Genomic DNA, 16,069 nt, shown 5'->3' on the forward strand with positions numbered 1-16,069 from the left:
TGCATTGACAGCATCAAGTGCTTGCAGGTACGCCCCTTGCGAGTATCCGATTGCAGTGTCCATCACGTGTCGAGGAAATCATGAAAAGCTTTTGCAAGAACCTGCAAGCTGTAGTGTCTCTCAGTGCTGCCCTGGTTGCAGTGGCTGTACCAGTCGCCCTCCCCGGTCTGGCCCGCGCCGAAGAAATCTCGGTCACGCAATGGGGCACCAGCCTCTATGGCCTGCCCTATGCGATTGCCATCGAGCAAGGCTATTTCAAGAAGGCCGGGGTGGATATCACCGGCATCCTCACCTCCGGCGGTGGCGGCACCACGGTGCGCAACATCCTGGCCAGCAAGCTGCCGTATGGCGAAGTGGCGGTCTCGGCCGCACTGGCCGCACAGCGCCAGGGGCTGGACGTGGTCATCGTCAATACAGGTACCCGCAGCGTGGCTGAAGCATCGGCCGTGACCATGCCCAATTCCCCCGTCAAGAGCATCGCCGACCTGGCCGGCAAGAAGGTCGCCATCACCTCGCCCAAGGGCGTATCCGAAATGCTGCTGCTGATGGCGCTCAAGGCCAAGGGCGTGGATGCGGCCCAGGTGCAGCGCGTGGCCTCGGGCGGTTACATCAACGGCCTGACCATGCTGGAGCAGGGTTCGGTGGCTGCAGCCGTGCTGATCGAACCGCTGTCCATCGTGCGCAAGGATAAGTACCGCACCGTCTACAGCGCCGGCGAGGTGCTGCAACCGATGACCACCTCGGTGGGCATCACCACCCGCGCCTATGCCAAGGCCCATCCGGAGATCATCCGCGCCATCATCGAAGGTCGCCAGCAAGGCGTGCGGGCGGTGTACCGCGATCCGGCCGCCGCCGCCAAGCTGCTGGAGAGCAGCTTCAAGCTCAGCCCGGAGGTGGCGCGCGAAGCGGTGGACAACATGGTGCGCGCGCGCATGTGGAGTGAGGGCGACTTCGACCAGGCCGAACTGGACCGCATGACCGACGGCCTCAAGCTGATCGGCGAGATCAAGGACAACGTGGAATGGGACAAGCTCATCGACAGCAGCATGCTGCCGCCGTCCATCAAGATCAAGAGCAAGCTGTGAGGGAGTCCGCCATGAAGAGTGAACACACCGTCCTGGCCGCCGAGGCCCTCCTGCAGGACAGCCCGGCCACCACGCCCCGCGTGCCGCATGCCGTGCTGCAGGGTGTCACCCGCAAGTTCGGCAAGGCCGGCAGCGTCTTCCATGCCTTGGGCCCGATCGACCTGACGCTCTACCAGGGCGAGTTCTTTTCGGTGGTCGGCCCTTCCGGCTGCGGCAAGTCCACCTTGCTCGATACCCTGTCGGGCCTGGCCTCGCCCTCCGACGGCACGGTGCAGTTCGAGAACCGCGAGGTCAAGGGCGTACCCGATGGCGTGGGGGTGGTGTTCCAGGAAGACGCCTCCTTCCCCTGGCTGAACGTGCGCGACAACATCTCCTTCACGCTGCGCATGCGTGGCATGGAGGGGGCCGAGATCAAGCGCCGGGTCGACTACGCGCTGGCTTTCATGGGCTTGAAGGATTTCGCCACCGCCTATCCGGCGCAACTCTCGGGCGGCATGCGCCAGCGCGTGTGCATCGCCCGCACGCTGGTGCAACAGCCGCGCCTGATCCTGCTGGATGAACCCTTTGGCGCGCTGGACCAGCAGACCCGCCTGCTGATGGGCGACGAACTGCTGCGCCTGTGGCGCGAGACCGGCGCCACGGTGCTGCTGATCACCCACGCGCTGGACGAGGCGGCCATGCTGTCGGACCGGGTCGGCGTGATGTCCTCGCGGCCGGGCCTGTTCATCGACATCGTCGAAACCGGCTGGCCGCGTGACCGCGATAGCCGGGTGGTCTCCACACCACGTTTCGGCGAGGTCAATGCCCGCCTGTGGGAACGCCTGCGGGTGGAGTCGTTGAAGGTCATGGGAGCCAGCCATGGCTGAAGCAAGCTCTGCTCATAGCGCTGCCGCCAGCCCGGCGCGCAGGTCGGCACATCAGCTCGATGGCCTGGTTCGTATTGCAGTGGTGATCGTACTGATCGGGCTGGTGGAACTGCTGTGCCGCAGCGGCCTCATCCAGCCCACCACCATGATCGCGCCCTCGGCCATGGCCCGCCACGCCTGGGAAATCCTGCGCGAAGGCAAGTTCGACAAGGACATCGCCATCAGCCTGGCCAACATCGGCGCAGCCACGGTACTGGCGGTGATCCTCGGGTTCATCTGCGGCCTGCTGCTGCATGCGCTGCCGGGCCTGCGCAGCGCCATCGAACCCTTGCTGGCCAGCTATTACGCGGTGCCGACCTTCATCTTCTATCCGGTCTTCATCGTGCTCTTCGGCGTGGGCTCGGCGCCCATCATCGCCATCGCCGTGCTGCTGGCCATCGTCACCATGATCACCGCCACCCTCAACGGGCTGGACCGTATCCCGCGCGCCCTGCACAAGACCGCCCGGGTACTGCGGCTGACACCCTGGCAATCGGCGGTGCGCGTGAAGCTGCCGGCGGCACTGCCCTACCTCTTTACCGGGGTGAAGCTGGTGGTGGCCTATGCCTTCATCGGCGTGATCGCTTCCGAGTTCATCCTCTCGGGCTCGGGAATAGGCTATGCGATCGGCTATGCCTACAACAACTTCGAGAACAACGACATGTATGCGCTGATGTTCCTGGTGCTGGCCAGCGTGACCCTCGTCAACCTCCTGCTGAACGCGCTGGACCGCCGCCTGCAGGCGCGCCTGCGGCGCTGAAAGGACATGCCATGAAACCGATGCGCGAGATGCAAACCCCGCTGCTCTACGCCCTGCTGGCGGCCGGCCTGGCCGCATCCTGGCAGGGCCTGTACTGGATCAATGGTGGCAGTGCGCTGGCCTCGCCAGGGCAGGCCGTGCTGACCCTGGGCAGCATGATGCAGACCAGCGAGTTCTGGCTGCATGCGCTGGAAACCGGCAAGGCCCTGCTCTACGCCCTGCTGATCGGGCTGGTGGGTGGCCTGGCGGCGGGCCTGCTGCTGGGCGTGAACCGGATGGCACGCGACGTCTCCGAACCCATCCTCCTGAACATGTATGCCATCCCCAAGGTCACGCTCTATCCGCTGGTGCTGCTGGTGTTCGGGCTGGGCCTGTCGGCCAAGGTGGCCTTCGGGGTGATGCACGGCATCATCCCCATCATGGTCTTCACGATGAATGCGATCCGCCAGATGCGCCCGGTGCTGTTGCGCGCCGGCCAGTCGATGCGGCTGACGCGCCGCCAGTCGCTGCTGCATATCGTGCTGCCGGCCATCCTGCCGGAAATCACGGCCGGCCTGCGCCTGGCGTTTTCGCTGACGCTGCTGGGGGTGCTGATCGGGGAGATGTTCGCCTCGCAGCGGGGGCTGGGTTTCCTGCTGACCAATGCCATGAACCTGGGCGACATCCGCACCATCATGGCGGTGGCATTGCTGCTGTCGGTCTTCGCCCTGGCCTGCAACGGCGGCCTGATGTTGCTGGGACGACGCCTGTCGCCGCGCTGAAGCGCGGACTGGCCTGGACGGTTCCCTTGTGTCTGTGTTGGACACATTGATCCTGTGTGGAAACACACAGGATCTTTTTTGCGTCAGCAAGGACCTGTTCAGTTGTCCTGATGCGCCCAGTTGAAGCTCAGCGAAGTCGGCTTCTGGCCCACCTCCACCTTGCTGGTCTTGGTGACGCCGTTGTAGACCGCCTTCACCTCGTAGTGACCGGCCGGCAACTTGAGATTGGTCATCGGGCCGGCGCCGGGCAGGCTGAAGACGGTCTTTCCCTGGCTGTCATTGACGCTGAGCTTGACGTTGCTGACATAGGCGCCATCCTTGGCTTCGGAGAACAGCAGCCGCAGGTTGTAATCCTTGGCCGCCTCGCGCAGTTTGCTCTGTTCGCCCGCGCCGATGCCGCCGTTCATGTAGGCCACGCTACCCTGGGTATCCTGGGTCTGGGCCTGTGCGAAGGGTGCCGCCATGCCGGCCAGACCGAAGACGATGGCGCTGATGGCGGTGATCTTGTTGATATCCATGATGGCTCTCCTTGTACGTGGTTGAGGACTTGAAGGATCAAGAGACGAAGCACGGTGCCACTGTCGAGCTGGCAACCGTCAGAGTCACTTTAGTGATGTAGTCTTAAATGATCCTTAACCCCGTAAAAGATTCCACCCGTACGCCGCTCAATCGATGCGCAACACCCGCGCCGTTCCCTGCTGCAACAGGTGCTGCACCTGCTGCGACAGACCCGCCGCCACCTGCGACTGCCGTGCCAGGGCATCGTTGATGCCGCCGACGATGGCCACGCGCTTGCGGGCGCCATCGATGACATCGGCCATCGCCACATGGGCCTGATCGGCGCTGTGGCGACCGAGCGCCGCCTGCGACGCCGCCGCCTCGGCCTCGCGCAGGGCACTGCCGGAAGACTGGCTCAGCGAGGTGGCGATCTTGCCGATCTCCTTGCTGGATTGTCCGACCCGGCCGGCCAGCCGCTTGACCTCGGCCGCCACCACCGCGAAGCCGCGCCCGCTCTCGCCGGCACGGGCGGCCTCGATGGCCGCGTTCAGTGCCAGCAGGTTCGTCTGGCTGGCGATTTCATGGATGGTCTCGACGATCTTGCCGATGGTCGCAGCCTGCTCCACCAGGGCGCGATAGGTCTGCAGCGACCCATCGATATAGCGGCTGATGGTGGCCACCGCCGTCACCGTCTGCTGCACGGCGGCCACCGCGCTATCGACACTGCCGCCGGATTGCCGCGCCACCACGCCGGCACGTGCCATGTCGGCGATGGTCTGCTCCAGCAGGGCCACCAGATCCTGCACGCGCGCATGCAGGTCCTGCATGCCGGCCTCGGCGACCATGTAGCCCTGGCTGGCCTGCTCCACCGGCAGTGGCTGCACCAGCTCGGTGGCCGGCGGCAGCATCTGCGCCACCGCCAGCTCCGTTCCGCGTCCGCGCAGGCCATTACCGCCTATCAGCAGACCGGCCGCCGCCAGCGGCAACAGCAAGGCCAGTGCCTGCGCACCCACGTCATGGGCCGCATTGAACAGGCGCCAGCCGGCGCCGACGATCAAGACGATCGATATGATCGATACGGCCAGGCATAGCCGTTTGAGATTGCTCTTCCACATGCTGCTTTCCTCCCTGATGCTGCGTTTATCGTTTTTTATAGGGGTGTTGCCATGGTCCTGCCGTACATGCGCTCAAGCGTGGTCACACCTCCTGCGCCGGTTCACGCAATTGGCTCGCGCCTGCGTGCAGGCCACGCAGAAGGGACGCGATCTGGCCCAGGCGGCGCTGGCCGTCCAGGATGATCTGCTGCTTGTGCTGCAGTGCCTGATCCAGCGCCTGCAGGCGGGCCGCGCAGCGCTCGGCCAGGTCACCGGCCATGCGCTGCAGGCTGTCCTGCACGACCGCGCCCAGGGTCTCGTACAGCTTTTCATATGCGGCCGGCAAACCATCGGCCGGCGCACTGTCGTAGCCTAGATCGGCCGGCAGCTCCAGCGCGGTCTCCAGGGTGGGCAAGATGTGACTGTCCAGGCAGGCCTGGGCGTGTTGGGTGGCCGCCTGTTGCAGGGCTGCGTTCAATGCAGCCACCACTGCCGCTACGTCGGCCACCTCGGCATGCGCTTCCAGCAGATCGGCCAGCTGCGGCATCACCTCGCGCCAGGCCTGTTGCACCAGTCGCGCCTGCCGGGCCGGCAGGCTGTCCAGTTCCTCTTGCACCTGCTGGCGCAGGGCTGTCAGGGCCGGCATGGTCTGGTTCAGCAAGGGCGCTTCCACCTCCTCCTGCAGGTGATGCAGCAGGACTTCGGCCGGCTTGCGGGCGCGATAGGCCAGCGCGGGGGCCAGCAGTTCCAGCAGGGCTGCATAGAGGCGTTCGAAACCGGCCCCGGCCATGGCCTCTGCATCGGCGCCCGTGCTGCGCGCCACATAGGCCGAGACCGACACCGCCGGCTTCAGCTGGGCCGCCGCCACGCCCAGCGCCTGCAGCTTGTCGGCGGCGCGGTGGCCGACATCGGCTTCCTGGTCGGCGCGGTTGGCGTCGGACTTGTTGCGCAGGCACTTGACGATCTGGCCATCGACTTCGTCTTCGTCGATCACATCGCTGCGCGTCACCACCGGCAGCAGCGGCTTGCCCCGACGCAGTTCGCGGGCCAGTTCGTCGAGTTCCTGCACCTGTCCCGGCGAGGTCGAACTGGTCAGCCACAGCACCGCATCGGCGCTGTCCAGAAAGCGCTGGGTCAGGGCCGCATTGTCATCGGTGGCCGAATGCAGGCCGGGGGTATCCAGCAAGACCAGTCCATCGCCCAGGCACACCCCTTGCAGGCGCGCCGTGGTCTCGGTGGCGCCCTCGTGGAAGGCCTCGTCCGAGGCCAGCAGCTGGCCGCCCTGCAGATGGAAATACTGCACCGCCTGCCCATGCTGCCGGAAGCGCTCGGCCAGGAAGTTGCACAGCGAACTCTTGCCGGCATTGAACTTGCCGAACACCAGTACCATCAGCTTGCCCTCGAAGCGCTGCGCCAGGGCGCGTGCCGGTGCCAGTGCCAGCCATTGGGCTTCGCGCTGCTGATGCTGCTGCGCCAGTGCCTGATGCAGGCCGCCGATGCGCTGCGCCAGCGCGCAGCCGGGTTGCAGGCCACCGGCCTCGATCCGGCTGGCCGTGAGCGCCGCATCCAGCGAGGCCAGCCAGTCGCGCAACGCGGCGAGGAGGGTTTCCACATCCGCTTCGGCCCCGCCGGAGCTGCCGGAGCTGCCGATGATGTCGATGAAACGCTGTTCCGACGTCTTCATGCCAGCTCCACCGCGCGCAACTGCTCCAGCGCGTCCGCCGCGCGGGTGACGGCATGCAGCGCGGTGTCGGCGCGCGCCACTGCCTGCACCAAGGCCTGGCGATCTTCCGACAGTTCGTAGTAGTGCAGGAAGGACTGCGTCATCTGCCCGCGTCCGGCCGGCTCGCAGAAACGGCGGCGCAGGTCGGCGCGGTATTTGATGGAAATGCCCATGACGGCCACCATCACCGTATCCAGGCTGGTGACCGAGGTTCGCTGGTCGGCCGGCAAGCCCTCTACCCCGTGCTTGATGAGATGGGCGCGGATGGCGATGCAGGCCCGCGAATAGGCGACGTGAATGCGCGCCCGCTCGCGCTTGCCGGCGGTGAGCTTGAATTCGTCGGCGGCCGTGTCCGGCACCAGGGCCGGGTCGTCGCCTTCCACCTCCAGCACCGGCAGCAGGTCCTGATGCACCTTGTCCAGCACCGCCTCCAGGCCTTGTTCGAAATCCTGGCGCTGCTGGTGCTGCTGTTGCCGCAGTGCCTGCAACTGTGTTTGGGCGCTGCGTTGCTGGTGCTGCAGTTGCTGGTCGATCTCGTCCAGCAGCAGTGCGCGCTCATGGCGGCGCGCCGCCGGGACCTGTGCCGTGACATCGCGCAGCCAGGCCTGCAGGGCGGGGATGCCACTCTTTTCCAGCAACAGCTTCTTGCCGCCTTCGATGCCGCTGCGGTGGCGCGTGGACGACACCGGATGGAGCGTCAGGCCCGGCGCCTGTGCGGCGATGGCGCTGCGCACCCGCTCCAGTTGCGCCTCGTCGGCCATCTGGTCGACCTGGGTCAGGACGAACAGGGTCTGGCGGCGCGTGCGCTGCTGGTCGTCGCGCAGGGCCTGCAACAGCGCACGCTCGGCGGCATCCAGTTCGCCCTCCTTGGCGGCATGCACGAACAGGCGGATATCGGCCTGCAGCCAGGTCGCCTCCTGGGCATGGCTGTCGTCCTGCTCGGCCACGTCGGCGTCCAGCCCGGGGGCATCCAGCCAGCGCACATCGGCATGCCGGTGTTCGGACAGGCGCACCGTCTCGCGGCGGTCGGCGACGGCAAAGACGTCACTGCCCATCAGTTCGTTCAACAGGCGGCTCTTGCCGTGGTTGTACTTGCCCACCACGGTCACCGTGGCGGGCGCAGCCCGTTGCGCCAGCACCCGCAGTCGCGCCAGGTCATGCGCGCGGCCGGGCGCCACGGCCTGGATCTCGCTGGCCAGGGGGGCGAAGGGGTCGGTGGATCCGGTATTTTCTTGCATTGCAGTCTCCATGCAGCTCATGCTGTTTTTCTGGGGCGTCCGATCAGCCAGTAGGCGGCCATGCCGAACACCACGCCCCAGAAGGCCGCGCCCAGTCCGAACAGGCTCATGCCCGAGGCCGTGGCCAGGAAGGTGATGACGGAGGGTTCGACATAGCCGCCCTCCTCGCTCATCAGACGGATGTTGGACACGATGGCGCCGATCAGGGCCAGGCCGGCCAGTGCGGCGATCAATTCCTTGGGGAAGGCGGTGAACAATTTGACGATGGAAGCCGCGAAGGTACCGCCGATGAGATAGAACACGCCATTGGCGATGCCGGCCAGGTAGCGCTTGCCGGGTTCGGGATGCGCATCCCTGCCGGTACAGAGGGCCGCCGTGATGGCCGCCAGGACGATGGTGATGCCACCGAAGCAGGCGGTCACCAGCGAGGCCAGGCCGGCGCCGGTGACCACGGCGCGGGTGGGCGGATGGTAGCCGGCCAGCTGCAATACCGCCATGCCGGGCAGGAACTGCCCGGTCAGGCTCACCAGCACGAGCGGGATGGTAAAGCTGAAGAACACGCCCAGGCTGAACTGCGGCGCGATGAAGACCGGCTGCGCCAGTTCCAGCCCCAGCTCGCCGAGATGGGTACGACCGCTGGCGAAGGCCACCGCGAAACCCGCCAGCGCCACCACCACGATGCCGTAGCGCGGCCACCAGCGGCGCCCGGCCAGGTAGGCGGCCAGCATGACCAGCACCAGCAGGGGTGCCTGTACGCTGGAGCGGAAGGCTTGCACCCCGAACTGGAACAGGATGCCGGCCATCATGCCGGCGGCGATACCCTTGGGGATGAAGGCCAGGATCTTCTCGAAGTAACCGGTCACGCCGATGAGGATCAGCAGCAGCGCCGCCATCACATAGGCGCCCACCACCTCGGGCATGCTGATGCCGGGGAACAGGCTCAGCAGCAGCGCCGTTCCTGGGGCCGACCAGGCGGTGATGATGGGCATGCGGAACCACCAGCTCAACAGCAGGCCGCTCACCCCGGCTCCCATGGAAATGCCCCAGACCCAGGACACCAGTTGCGAGGTCGGGACCTGACCGGCGTGCGCGGCCTGCACGAAGATCACCAGCGGCCCCGCATAGGAAATCAGTACTGCCAGGAAACCGGCCACCCACGCCGTGAGCGAGCCTTGTCGATGGACCATGAATCGTTCCTTGCTGCATGCTGCGTGCCGTCCAGCGACCGGCCGCGAAATGGGAGAGAGCCGGTTGTGCCCTGCCTCCTCTGATGGTCAAAAGGCCAGGCGCCGCGATGGCAGAACCATCGCAGCGCCGGACCGCCGTCCTGAAGTTGCGATCTTAAACGCTACGCGACACCGATGCTGGCGACACGCCATTCGCACCGACACTGTTGGCACTGGCGCCCTGGCCGGCATGCCGGTAGCGCAGCATGAAGATGCCGATCGCCAGCGCCGCCACCAGGCCGGGGATGGCGAAGACCAGGAAGTTCATCTTCAGCGGCAGGGCTGCCGCCATCAGCGCACCGCCCAGCAAGGGGCCGACGATGGCGCCCGAGCGACCCACGCCCGAAGCCCAGCCCAGACCGGTGGAACGGATCGCCAGCGGGTAGAACTGCGCGGTGTTGGCATACAGCAGGATCTGCGTACCGATGGTGGTGGCGCCGGCCACGATGATGAGCAGGTACAGCACCGGCGTGGGGCTGTTGAAGCCCAGCAGCGCGATGGCCACGGTCCCCACGGCGAAGAAGCTGATCACCACCTTGGGCAGGGTGAAGCGATCGCCCAGCCAGCCACCGCCGATAGCACCGACCACGCCACCGAAGTTCAGGGCCAGCAGGAAGGACAGCGAGGAGCCCAGGCTATAACCGGCGCTGGCCATCAGCTTGGGCAGCCAGGAACCGAGTGCATACACCATCAGCAGGCAGCAGAAGAAGGACACCCAGATCATCAGCGTACCGACGCTGCGGTCCTGCTTGAACAGGTCCAGCATGGGTGCACCGGCGCCCTTGGCGTCGGCCTGGACCAGGTGGTCGCCGGTGGCGATGCTGCCTTGCGGGGCGATCCGCATAAGCATGGCGCGCGCCTGATCATGCTTGCCCTGGCGCAGCAGGAAGCCCACCGATTCCGGCAGCTTCCACAGGATCAGCGGCAGCAGCACCAGCGGTACGGCGGCGGCGAAGAACATCGACTGCCAGCCGAAGTTGGGCAGCATCCAGATGCCCAGGCCGGCACACAGCACACCACCCAGCGAATAACCACTGAACATGATGGCCACCAGGGTGCTGCGCAGGCGCTTGGGTGCGTACTCGTTCATCAGCGCCACCGCATTGGGCATCAGGCCGCCGCAGCCCAGACCGGCCAGGAAGCGATACACGCCGAACTCGGTGGGCGAGGTGGAGAAGCCGCTCAGGAAGGTGGAGACGCTAAAGAGCACGAAGCTGATCGCCACGCCCTTCTTGCGACCGATGCGGTCGGCCAGCGGGCCGAAGATGAAGGCGCCGAACATCATGCCGAACAGGGCATAGCTGCCCAGTGCGCCGGCCTGCACCGGCGACAGGCTCCACTCCTTCATCAGCACCGGCAGCACGGCGCCGTAGATGAACAGGTCATAGCCGTCGAACACCAGCAGCAATGCGCACAGGCACATCACCATCCAGTGGAATTTGGTAAAGCGCGCGCCGTCGATGATCTGGCTAACTTCCAGGGTCTTCATGGGTTTCTCCTCCGTCGTTTCGGTTGTAGTCCGTTGTTGTAGTTTCTTATGGTTGGGGTGCTGCGCTTGCCTGGTGTCTGGTCTCCGCGTCGTTGCGAAGATGCGCCACGGCCTTGATCTCCACGATGTAGCCGGGCGCGCCGCCCAGCATGTGGGCGCCGATGGCGGTCCAGGCCGGTAACGGATAACGCGTCAGGTAACGGTTGCGCACCTTGATGAACAGCGGCAGGTCGCGCATGTCGGTGTGGAAGCTGGTGAGGTCGACGATATCGTCCAGCGTGCCGCCGGCGGTCTCCAGCACCTGCTTGAGGTTTTCGAAGGCCTGCACGATCTGGGCTTCGCGTGGCTCGACCAGTTGCATGGCGTGGTTGCGGCCGATCTGGCCGGACACGTAAAGCGTGCTGCCCACCAGCACACCGGGGGCGTAACCGATCTTTTCGTAGACGTCTTCCATTCCCTTGGGAATGATGGCCTGGCGTTCTGGCATGGCGTAGCTCCGTATCGTTGGGTCAGCCGTTGTCGCCGCCGGCTACCGGCAATACGGCACCGGTGATGTAGCTGGCGTCATCGGAGGCGAGGAAGAGGATCGGGGCGATCTGCTCTTCCAGCGTGGCGTAGCGTTTGAAATAGGTGGAACCGGTGACCTGCTGCACGGCTTCCTGCATCCACGCCTGTTCGCGCGCGCTGTCGCCCTCTGCATTGCGCGGCACGCGGCGTGGTGGCGCCTGGGTGCCGCCGGGGGCGGCGGCGACCACGCGGATGCCCTGTTCGCCATACTCCATGGCCAGCGCGACGGTCAGGGCATTGACGCCGCCCTTGGCGGCCGAATACGGCACGCGGCGGATACCGCGGGTGGCATTGGAAGAAACATTGACGATGGTGCCGCCGCCCTGCCGCAACAGATGGGGCAGCACCGCATGGCAGCCATACAGGGCGGGCATGAGCGAGCGGCGGATTTCAGCGTCGATCTGGGACGGTTCGAATTCGGCGAAGGGTCGCATGCGGATGGCGCCGCCTACGCCGTTGATCAGCACATCGATGCGGCCGAAGCGGGAAATGGCATGGGCCATCGCCGCCTGGGCGCCGTCATGGGTTTCCAGATCGGCGACAAAGCCTGCAGCGCGACCATCGGCGGCCTCGGCTGCCACCTCATGGACGAACTCGGCGCGGTCCACCAGCAGCACCCGGCCGCCCTCCGCGGCGATGCCCAGCGCCACGCCGCGCAGGATGCCCTGGGCGGCGCCGGTGACCACCACCACCTTGTCCTGGAAGCGGGCCTTCATGGACGCGCCGCTCACGCCGCCACCGCCACCGGGGTCGGCAGGCTGGTGACGAACTTCTCGTAGTAGAAGCTGGCCGGGCTGATGCCCTGGGCCTGGAAGTGCTTCTGCACCGCCTCCACCATCGGCGGCGGCCCGCACAGGTAGACATCCACCGCGCCATCGTGCAGCACCTCGGCCGGCATGTGCTGGGTCACGTAACCCTGGCGCGGATGGGCGGTGGCGGCATCGGCCACGCAGGTGGTGAAGCTGAAGCCGGGCAGGCGGCGGGCATAGTCTTCCAGGCGCTCCACCAGTACCAGATCCTGGTCGCGGGTGACGCCGTAGATCATGTGCACCGGCTGGTCGATGCCCTGGCGCAGCATCTCCTCCAGCATCGACAGGAAAGGCGCCAGCCCGGTACCGCCGGCCAGCATCAGCACCGGCCGGGTCACCGGTCGCAGGTAGAAGCTGCCCAGCGGCCCCGTCAGGTCGAGAGCATCACCCGGCTGGGCAGTAGCCAGCCAGCTGCTCATCAGGCCGCCCGGCACGTTCTTGATCAGGAAGCTCATGCGGGCAGCACCCGAGGCCGAACTGAAGGAGTAGGCGCGATGCTGGTCGCTGCCCGGTACGCCGATGTTGACGTACTGTCCCGGCAGGAAAGCCGGTGCATCGGCCGCCACCTCCAGCACCAGCTCGAAGGCGGCGCCGGCAAACCCGGTCACCTGCGCCACCTTGCCGCCGAAGCGGGCGCTGCCTGTCTTGCAGGCGGTGGAGGCGACCGGTACGGCCACCACGCAATCCGACTGCGGCACCATCTGGCAGGTCAGCACCAGGCCGGCATCGGCCTCGTCGCTGCTCAGGGCATCGTCGATGTAGTCGTCACCCAGGTCGTAGCGACCGCTCTCGGCACGGCACTTGCAGGTGCCGCACACGCCATCGGAGCAATCCATGGGCAGGTTGATGCGCTGGCGGAAGGCGGCGTCCAGGACTTTTTCCTTGGGGCCGCAATCGATGACGCGGGTCACGCCGTCTTCGAAGTTGAGGGCGATACGGTAGCTGCTCATTTGCTGTCTCCTGCCGCCGGTCTCAGACGTGATAGACGTCGATGACCTGGCGGATATAGTCGTTCTTCAGTGCGATCTTCTTGCGGGTGATGACGAAACCACCCGGGGTGCCCGCGCTCTTCCTGAGCGTGGCCAGCACCGTCCCGAAGAACTGGTCGGTGATCTTGTAGCGGTGCGACAGGGTGTGGAAGTTGTAGCGCACGTCCACGGCGTCATCCCGCTCGGCCAGGATTTCCACGTTGGCGATCATGTGGCTGGTGCGCGGCTCCGGCATGGAGGCGCTGGAACGCTCGGTCTTGATCCGGAACACGCGGTCTTCCAGGCCTTCCCGGTTGGCGTAGTACATCAGCGAGATTTCGCGCTGTGGGTCCTGGGTCATCTGGTCATCGTCATCCCAGGCCGGCATCCAGTACTCGACATCGGGAGCGTACAGTTCCAGCCAGGATTCCCATTCACGCTCGTCCAGGTGGCGTGCCTCGCGATAGAGGAAGGCGCATACCGCGCCCAGTTCGACGGTGCTGCTCATGCTTGTGCTCCTTCCTGTGCCGCTTGCAGCGCGGAGCGCTCCTTGTCGACCGCCTTGCGCATCTGCTCGGTCCAGTAGTGGTGCTGGCAGACAAACAGGCCTTCATCCTCGCTGCGCTCACCGCTCAACTTGGGGTTCATGCCCATCTTGCGGGCGTTCTCGTCGGGGCCTTGCTTCCACAGCGGGGCGCCACGGCTCATGTCGTTCCAGCGCACGGTCGAACCGGCATAGCCAGCCTGGCAGGCACGGAATTCTTCCAGGTCATCGGCGGTACCCATGCCGGAGACATTGAAGAAATCTTCATACTGGCGAATGCGCAGCCGACGGTCTTCATCACTCTCGCCCTTGGGGCCGAAGCAGAAGATGCTGATCTCGGTCTTGTCCACGCTGATGGGACGGGCCACGCGGATCTGTGTGCCGAACTGGTCCATCAGAAACACGTTGGGATACAGGCACAGGTTGCGGGTCTGGGCCACGATGGTGTCGGCGCGGGCCTGGCCGACGCGGGCGGCCAGTTCTTCGCGCTGGTTCCAGATCGGGCGCACTTCCGGGTTGAGGGTATTGGTCCACAACAGGATGTGGCCATTCTCGAAGCCATAGACGCCGGCCACCGCCTTGCTCCAGTTGTTGGCGTCGGTGGCCTTGGTGCCGCCTTCCTTGCGGCGGCCCATGGTAGCCGCGTAGTTCCAGTGGACGGTGCTGACGTGATAGCCGTCGCAGCCGTTTTCCATCTGCATCTTCCAGTTGCCGTCGTAGATGTAGCTGGAGTTGCCGCGCAGGACTTCCAGTCCGTTGGGCGCCTGGTCAACGATCTGGTCGATGATCACGCGGGTCTCGCCCAGGTACTCTTCCAGCGGCAGCACGTCCTCCGACAGGCTACCGAAGAGGAAGCCCCGATAGCTCTGGAAGCGTGCCACCCGGGTCAGGTCGTGCGAGCCGTCCTTGTTGAAGGAGACCGGGTATTCGGTAGTCTTCTCGTCCTTCACCTTGAGCAGCTTGCCGCTGTTGCTGAAGGTCCAGCCGTGGAAGGGGCAGGTGAAGCTGCTCTTGTTGCCGTGCTTGCGACGGCACAGCATGGCACCCTTGTGGGCGCAGGCATTGATGACGGCGTTCAACTGGCCGGTCTTGTCGCGGGTGATGACCACCGGCTGACGACCGATCCAGGTGGTGTAGTAGTCGTTGATCTCGGGGATCTGGCTCTCGTGGGCCAGATAGACCCAGTTCGATTCGAACAGGTGCTTCATCTCCAGCTCGAACAGCTCGGGGTTGGTGAAGATGTCACGACGGCAGCGGAAGATGCCATTGGCGGGGTCTTCCTGCAGGGCGCTGTCGAGCAGGCTGTCGACGGCTTGGTACTTGTCAGCGGCGGCGAGGATGTTCATGGTGCGGTTTCTCCAGGGTACAAGCCGCCCCCCGCGATGGTGGCCATCGCGGCTTCACTGCGGCGGGGGGTGGACGAAGTGGCGCGTCAGGCAGCCAGACGCGGGCGATCGACGATCTGGTTGTCGGCGCCGTTGACCAGGGCGGTCAGCGAGATGTCGAAGACGATCTCGGCAAACGGTCCCTCCAGGCCTTCGGCCTTGATGCTGGCGGCATCGGTACGCTCGACCAGCGGCGGCACCAGGCCTTCGCGGGTGGCGTAGGCGAAGTCGTCATAGATCAGCGGATCGCCTTCGATGTTGATCTGCGTGGTCAGCTTGCGATGACCTTCGGCGGTGACGAAGAAGTGGATGTGCGCCGGACGGTTGCCGTGACGACCCAGTTCATTGAGCAGGCCCTGGGTGGGACCGGCGGGCGGGCAGCCGTAGGCAGCCGGCATGATGCTGCGGAATTTGTACCGACCCTGGGCGTCTGTGATGATGGTGCGACGCATGTTGAACGGCTTTTGCTCGCCGGTCGGGTCGAAGTGCGAATAGAAGCCCTTGGTATTGGCATGCCAGACTTCCACCTGCGCGCCCGGCAATGGTTTGCCGTGGGCATCGTAGACGGTGCCGTGCATGATGATGGTCTGGCCGGCCTGGTCACTGCCGTCATCCAGGCGGGCAAAGCCCTGCTCCACCGGTGCACCGGCGACGTAGAGCGGACCTTCGATGGTGCGCGGGGTGCCACCGGTGATGCCCAGGGCGGCGTCTTCGGCATCCATGCGCATGTCCAGGAAGCGGTCCAGGCCCAGGCCCGGCGACAGCAGGCCGGCCTCGCTGGAAGCGCCCAGGCGGTTGATGTAGGCCACGCCGGCCCAGTATTCGTCGGAGGTGATTTCCAGATCTTCGATGGTCTTGAACAGGTCCGAGAGGATGCGATGCACGATCTGCTTGGTGCGCGGGCTGCCGCCTTCGGTGTCCAGGCCGCTGGCCAGACGCAGGAAATCTTGTACTTCGGGGGTGCTGAAAATCTTGGCTGCCATGGTTGAGTCTCCTATTGGATTTATCGATCGGGGA

General features: G+C 65.6%; 16 protein-coding genes. 4 read left to right on the forward strand and 12 right to left on the reverse strand.

Annotation, left to right across the window (positions count from 1 at the left end; all coding sequences use genetic code 11):
- Positions 1 to 140 precede the first annotated feature (140 nt).
- Genes VE092_RS13035 through VE092_RS13050 form a run of 4 tightly spaced genes read left to right on the forward strand, consistent with a single transcriptional unit; the run spans position 141 to position 3,511 of the window.
- Positions 141 to 1,085: an ABC transporter substrate-binding protein gene (locus VE092_RS13035; RefSeq protein WP_324877352.1), complete on the forward strand. Its 945-nt coding sequence runs from the start codon at positions 141 to 143 to the stop codon at positions 1,083 to 1,085.
- Positions 1,086 to 1,096: 11 nt separating this feature from the next.
- The gene (locus VE092_RS13040; RefSeq protein ID WP_006465062.1) at positions 1,097 to 1,951 is read left to right on the forward strand and encodes an ABC transporter ATP-binding protein; all 855 of its coding nucleotides are present in this window, start codon (positions 1,097 to 1,099) and stop codon (positions 1,949 to 1,951) included.
- Positions 1,944 to 2,750 carry an ABC transporter permease gene (locus VE092_RS13045; protein WP_006465063.1) on the forward strand — a complete coding sequence of 269 codons (807 nt, stop codon included), beginning with the start codon at positions 1,944 to 1,946 and terminating at the stop codon, positions 2,748 to 2,750. Before VE092_RS13040 ends, VE092_RS13045 begins: the two co-directional genes overlap by 8 nt.
- Before the next feature lie 11 nt (positions 2,751 to 2,761).
- Positions 2,762 to 3,511 carry an ABC transporter permease gene (locus VE092_RS13050; protein ID WP_324877356.1) on the forward strand — a complete coding sequence of 250 codons (750 nt, stop codon included), beginning with the start codon at positions 2,762 to 2,764 and terminating at the stop codon, positions 3,509 to 3,511.
- A gap of 98 nt (positions 3,512 to 3,609) precedes the next feature.
- Here VE092_RS13050 and VE092_RS13055 read toward each other — a convergent pair whose 3' ends face one another.
- From VE092_RS13055 to catA, 12 genes are all read right to left on the reverse strand, one after another.
- The gene (locus VE092_RS13055) at positions 3,610 to 4,029 is read right to left on the reverse strand and encodes a hypothetical protein (protein ID WP_324877358.1); all 420 of its coding nucleotides are present in this window, start codon (positions 4,027 to 4,029) and stop codon (positions 3,610 to 3,612) included.
- Between the two features lie 147 nt (positions 4,030 to 4,176).
- Positions 4,177 to 5,124: a methyl-accepting chemotaxis protein gene (locus VE092_RS13060; protein ID WP_324877359.1), complete on the reverse strand. Its 948-nt coding sequence runs from the start codon at positions 5,122 to 5,124 to the stop codon at positions 4,177 to 4,179.
- Positions 5,125 to 5,206: 82 nt separating this feature from the next.
- Entirely contained in the window at positions 5,207 to 6,787 is a 1,581-nt protein-coding gene (locus VE092_RS13065; protein WP_324877361.1) for a dynamin family protein, read from the reverse strand.
- Complete coding sequence (locus VE092_RS13070) at positions 6,784 to 8,064, reverse strand: GTPase (protein WP_324877363.1); 1,281 nt, start codon at positions 8,062 to 8,064, stop codon at positions 6,784 to 6,786. Before VE092_RS13070 ends, VE092_RS13065 begins: the two co-directional genes overlap by 4 nt.
- A 17-nt stretch (positions 8,065 to 8,081) precedes the next feature.
- Entirely contained in the window at positions 8,082 to 9,251 is a 1,170-nt protein-coding gene (locus tag VE092_RS13075) for a benzoate/H(+) symporter BenE family transporter (protein WP_324877365.1), read from the reverse strand.
- A gap of 154 nt (positions 9,252 to 9,405) precedes the next feature.
- Positions 9,406 to 10,779: an MFS transporter gene (locus tag VE092_RS13080; protein WP_324877367.1), complete on the reverse strand. Its 1,374-nt coding sequence runs from the start codon at positions 10,777 to 10,779 to the stop codon at positions 9,406 to 9,408.
- A 46-nt stretch (positions 10,780 to 10,825) separates the two neighbouring features.
- Positions 10,826 to 11,266, reverse strand: a complete 441-nt coding sequence (locus VE092_RS13085; RefSeq protein WP_324877369.1) for a RidA family protein — start codon at positions 11,264 to 11,266, stop codon at positions 10,826 to 10,828.
- 22 nt (positions 11,267 to 11,288) lie between these two features.
- The gene (gene benD, locus VE092_RS13090) at positions 11,289 to 12,062 is read right to left on the reverse strand and encodes a benzoate diol dehydrogenase BenD (protein ID WP_324877371.1); all 774 of its coding nucleotides are present in this window, start codon (positions 12,060 to 12,062) and stop codon (positions 11,289 to 11,291) included.
- 11 nt (positions 12,063 to 12,073) lie between these two features.
- Positions 12,074 to 13,105: a benzoate 1,2-dioxygenase electron transfer component BenC gene (gene benC, locus VE092_RS13095; RefSeq protein ID WP_324877373.1), complete on the reverse strand. Its 1,032-nt coding sequence runs from the start codon at positions 13,103 to 13,105 to the stop codon at positions 12,074 to 12,076.
- A gap of 22 nt (positions 13,106 to 13,127) precedes the next feature.
- Positions 13,128 to 13,631, reverse strand: a complete 504-nt coding sequence (gene benB / locus VE092_RS13100) for a benzoate 1,2-dioxygenase small subunit (protein ID WP_324877375.1) — start codon at positions 13,629 to 13,631, stop codon at positions 13,128 to 13,130.
- Positions 13,628 to 15,013: a Rieske 2Fe-2S domain-containing protein gene (locus VE092_RS13105; protein ID WP_324877378.1), complete on the reverse strand. Its 1,386-nt coding sequence runs from the start codon at positions 15,011 to 15,013 to the stop codon at positions 13,628 to 13,630. Before VE092_RS13105 ends, benB begins: the two co-directional genes overlap by 4 nt.
- Positions 15,014 to 15,099: 86 nt before the next feature.
- Positions 15,100 to 16,035 (reverse strand): catechol 1,2-dioxygenase, encoded by a 936-nt coding sequence (gene catA / locus VE092_RS13110; protein ID WP_324877380.1) that lies wholly within the window; start codon positions 16,033 to 16,035, stop codon positions 15,100 to 15,102.
- Positions 16,036 to 16,069 lie beyond the last annotated feature (34 nt).

The sequence above is a fragment of the Herbaspirillum sp. genome, assembly GCF_035644555.1.
GTDB lineage: Bacteria > Pseudomonadota > Gammaproteobacteria > Burkholderiales > Burkholderiaceae_D > Herbaspirillum.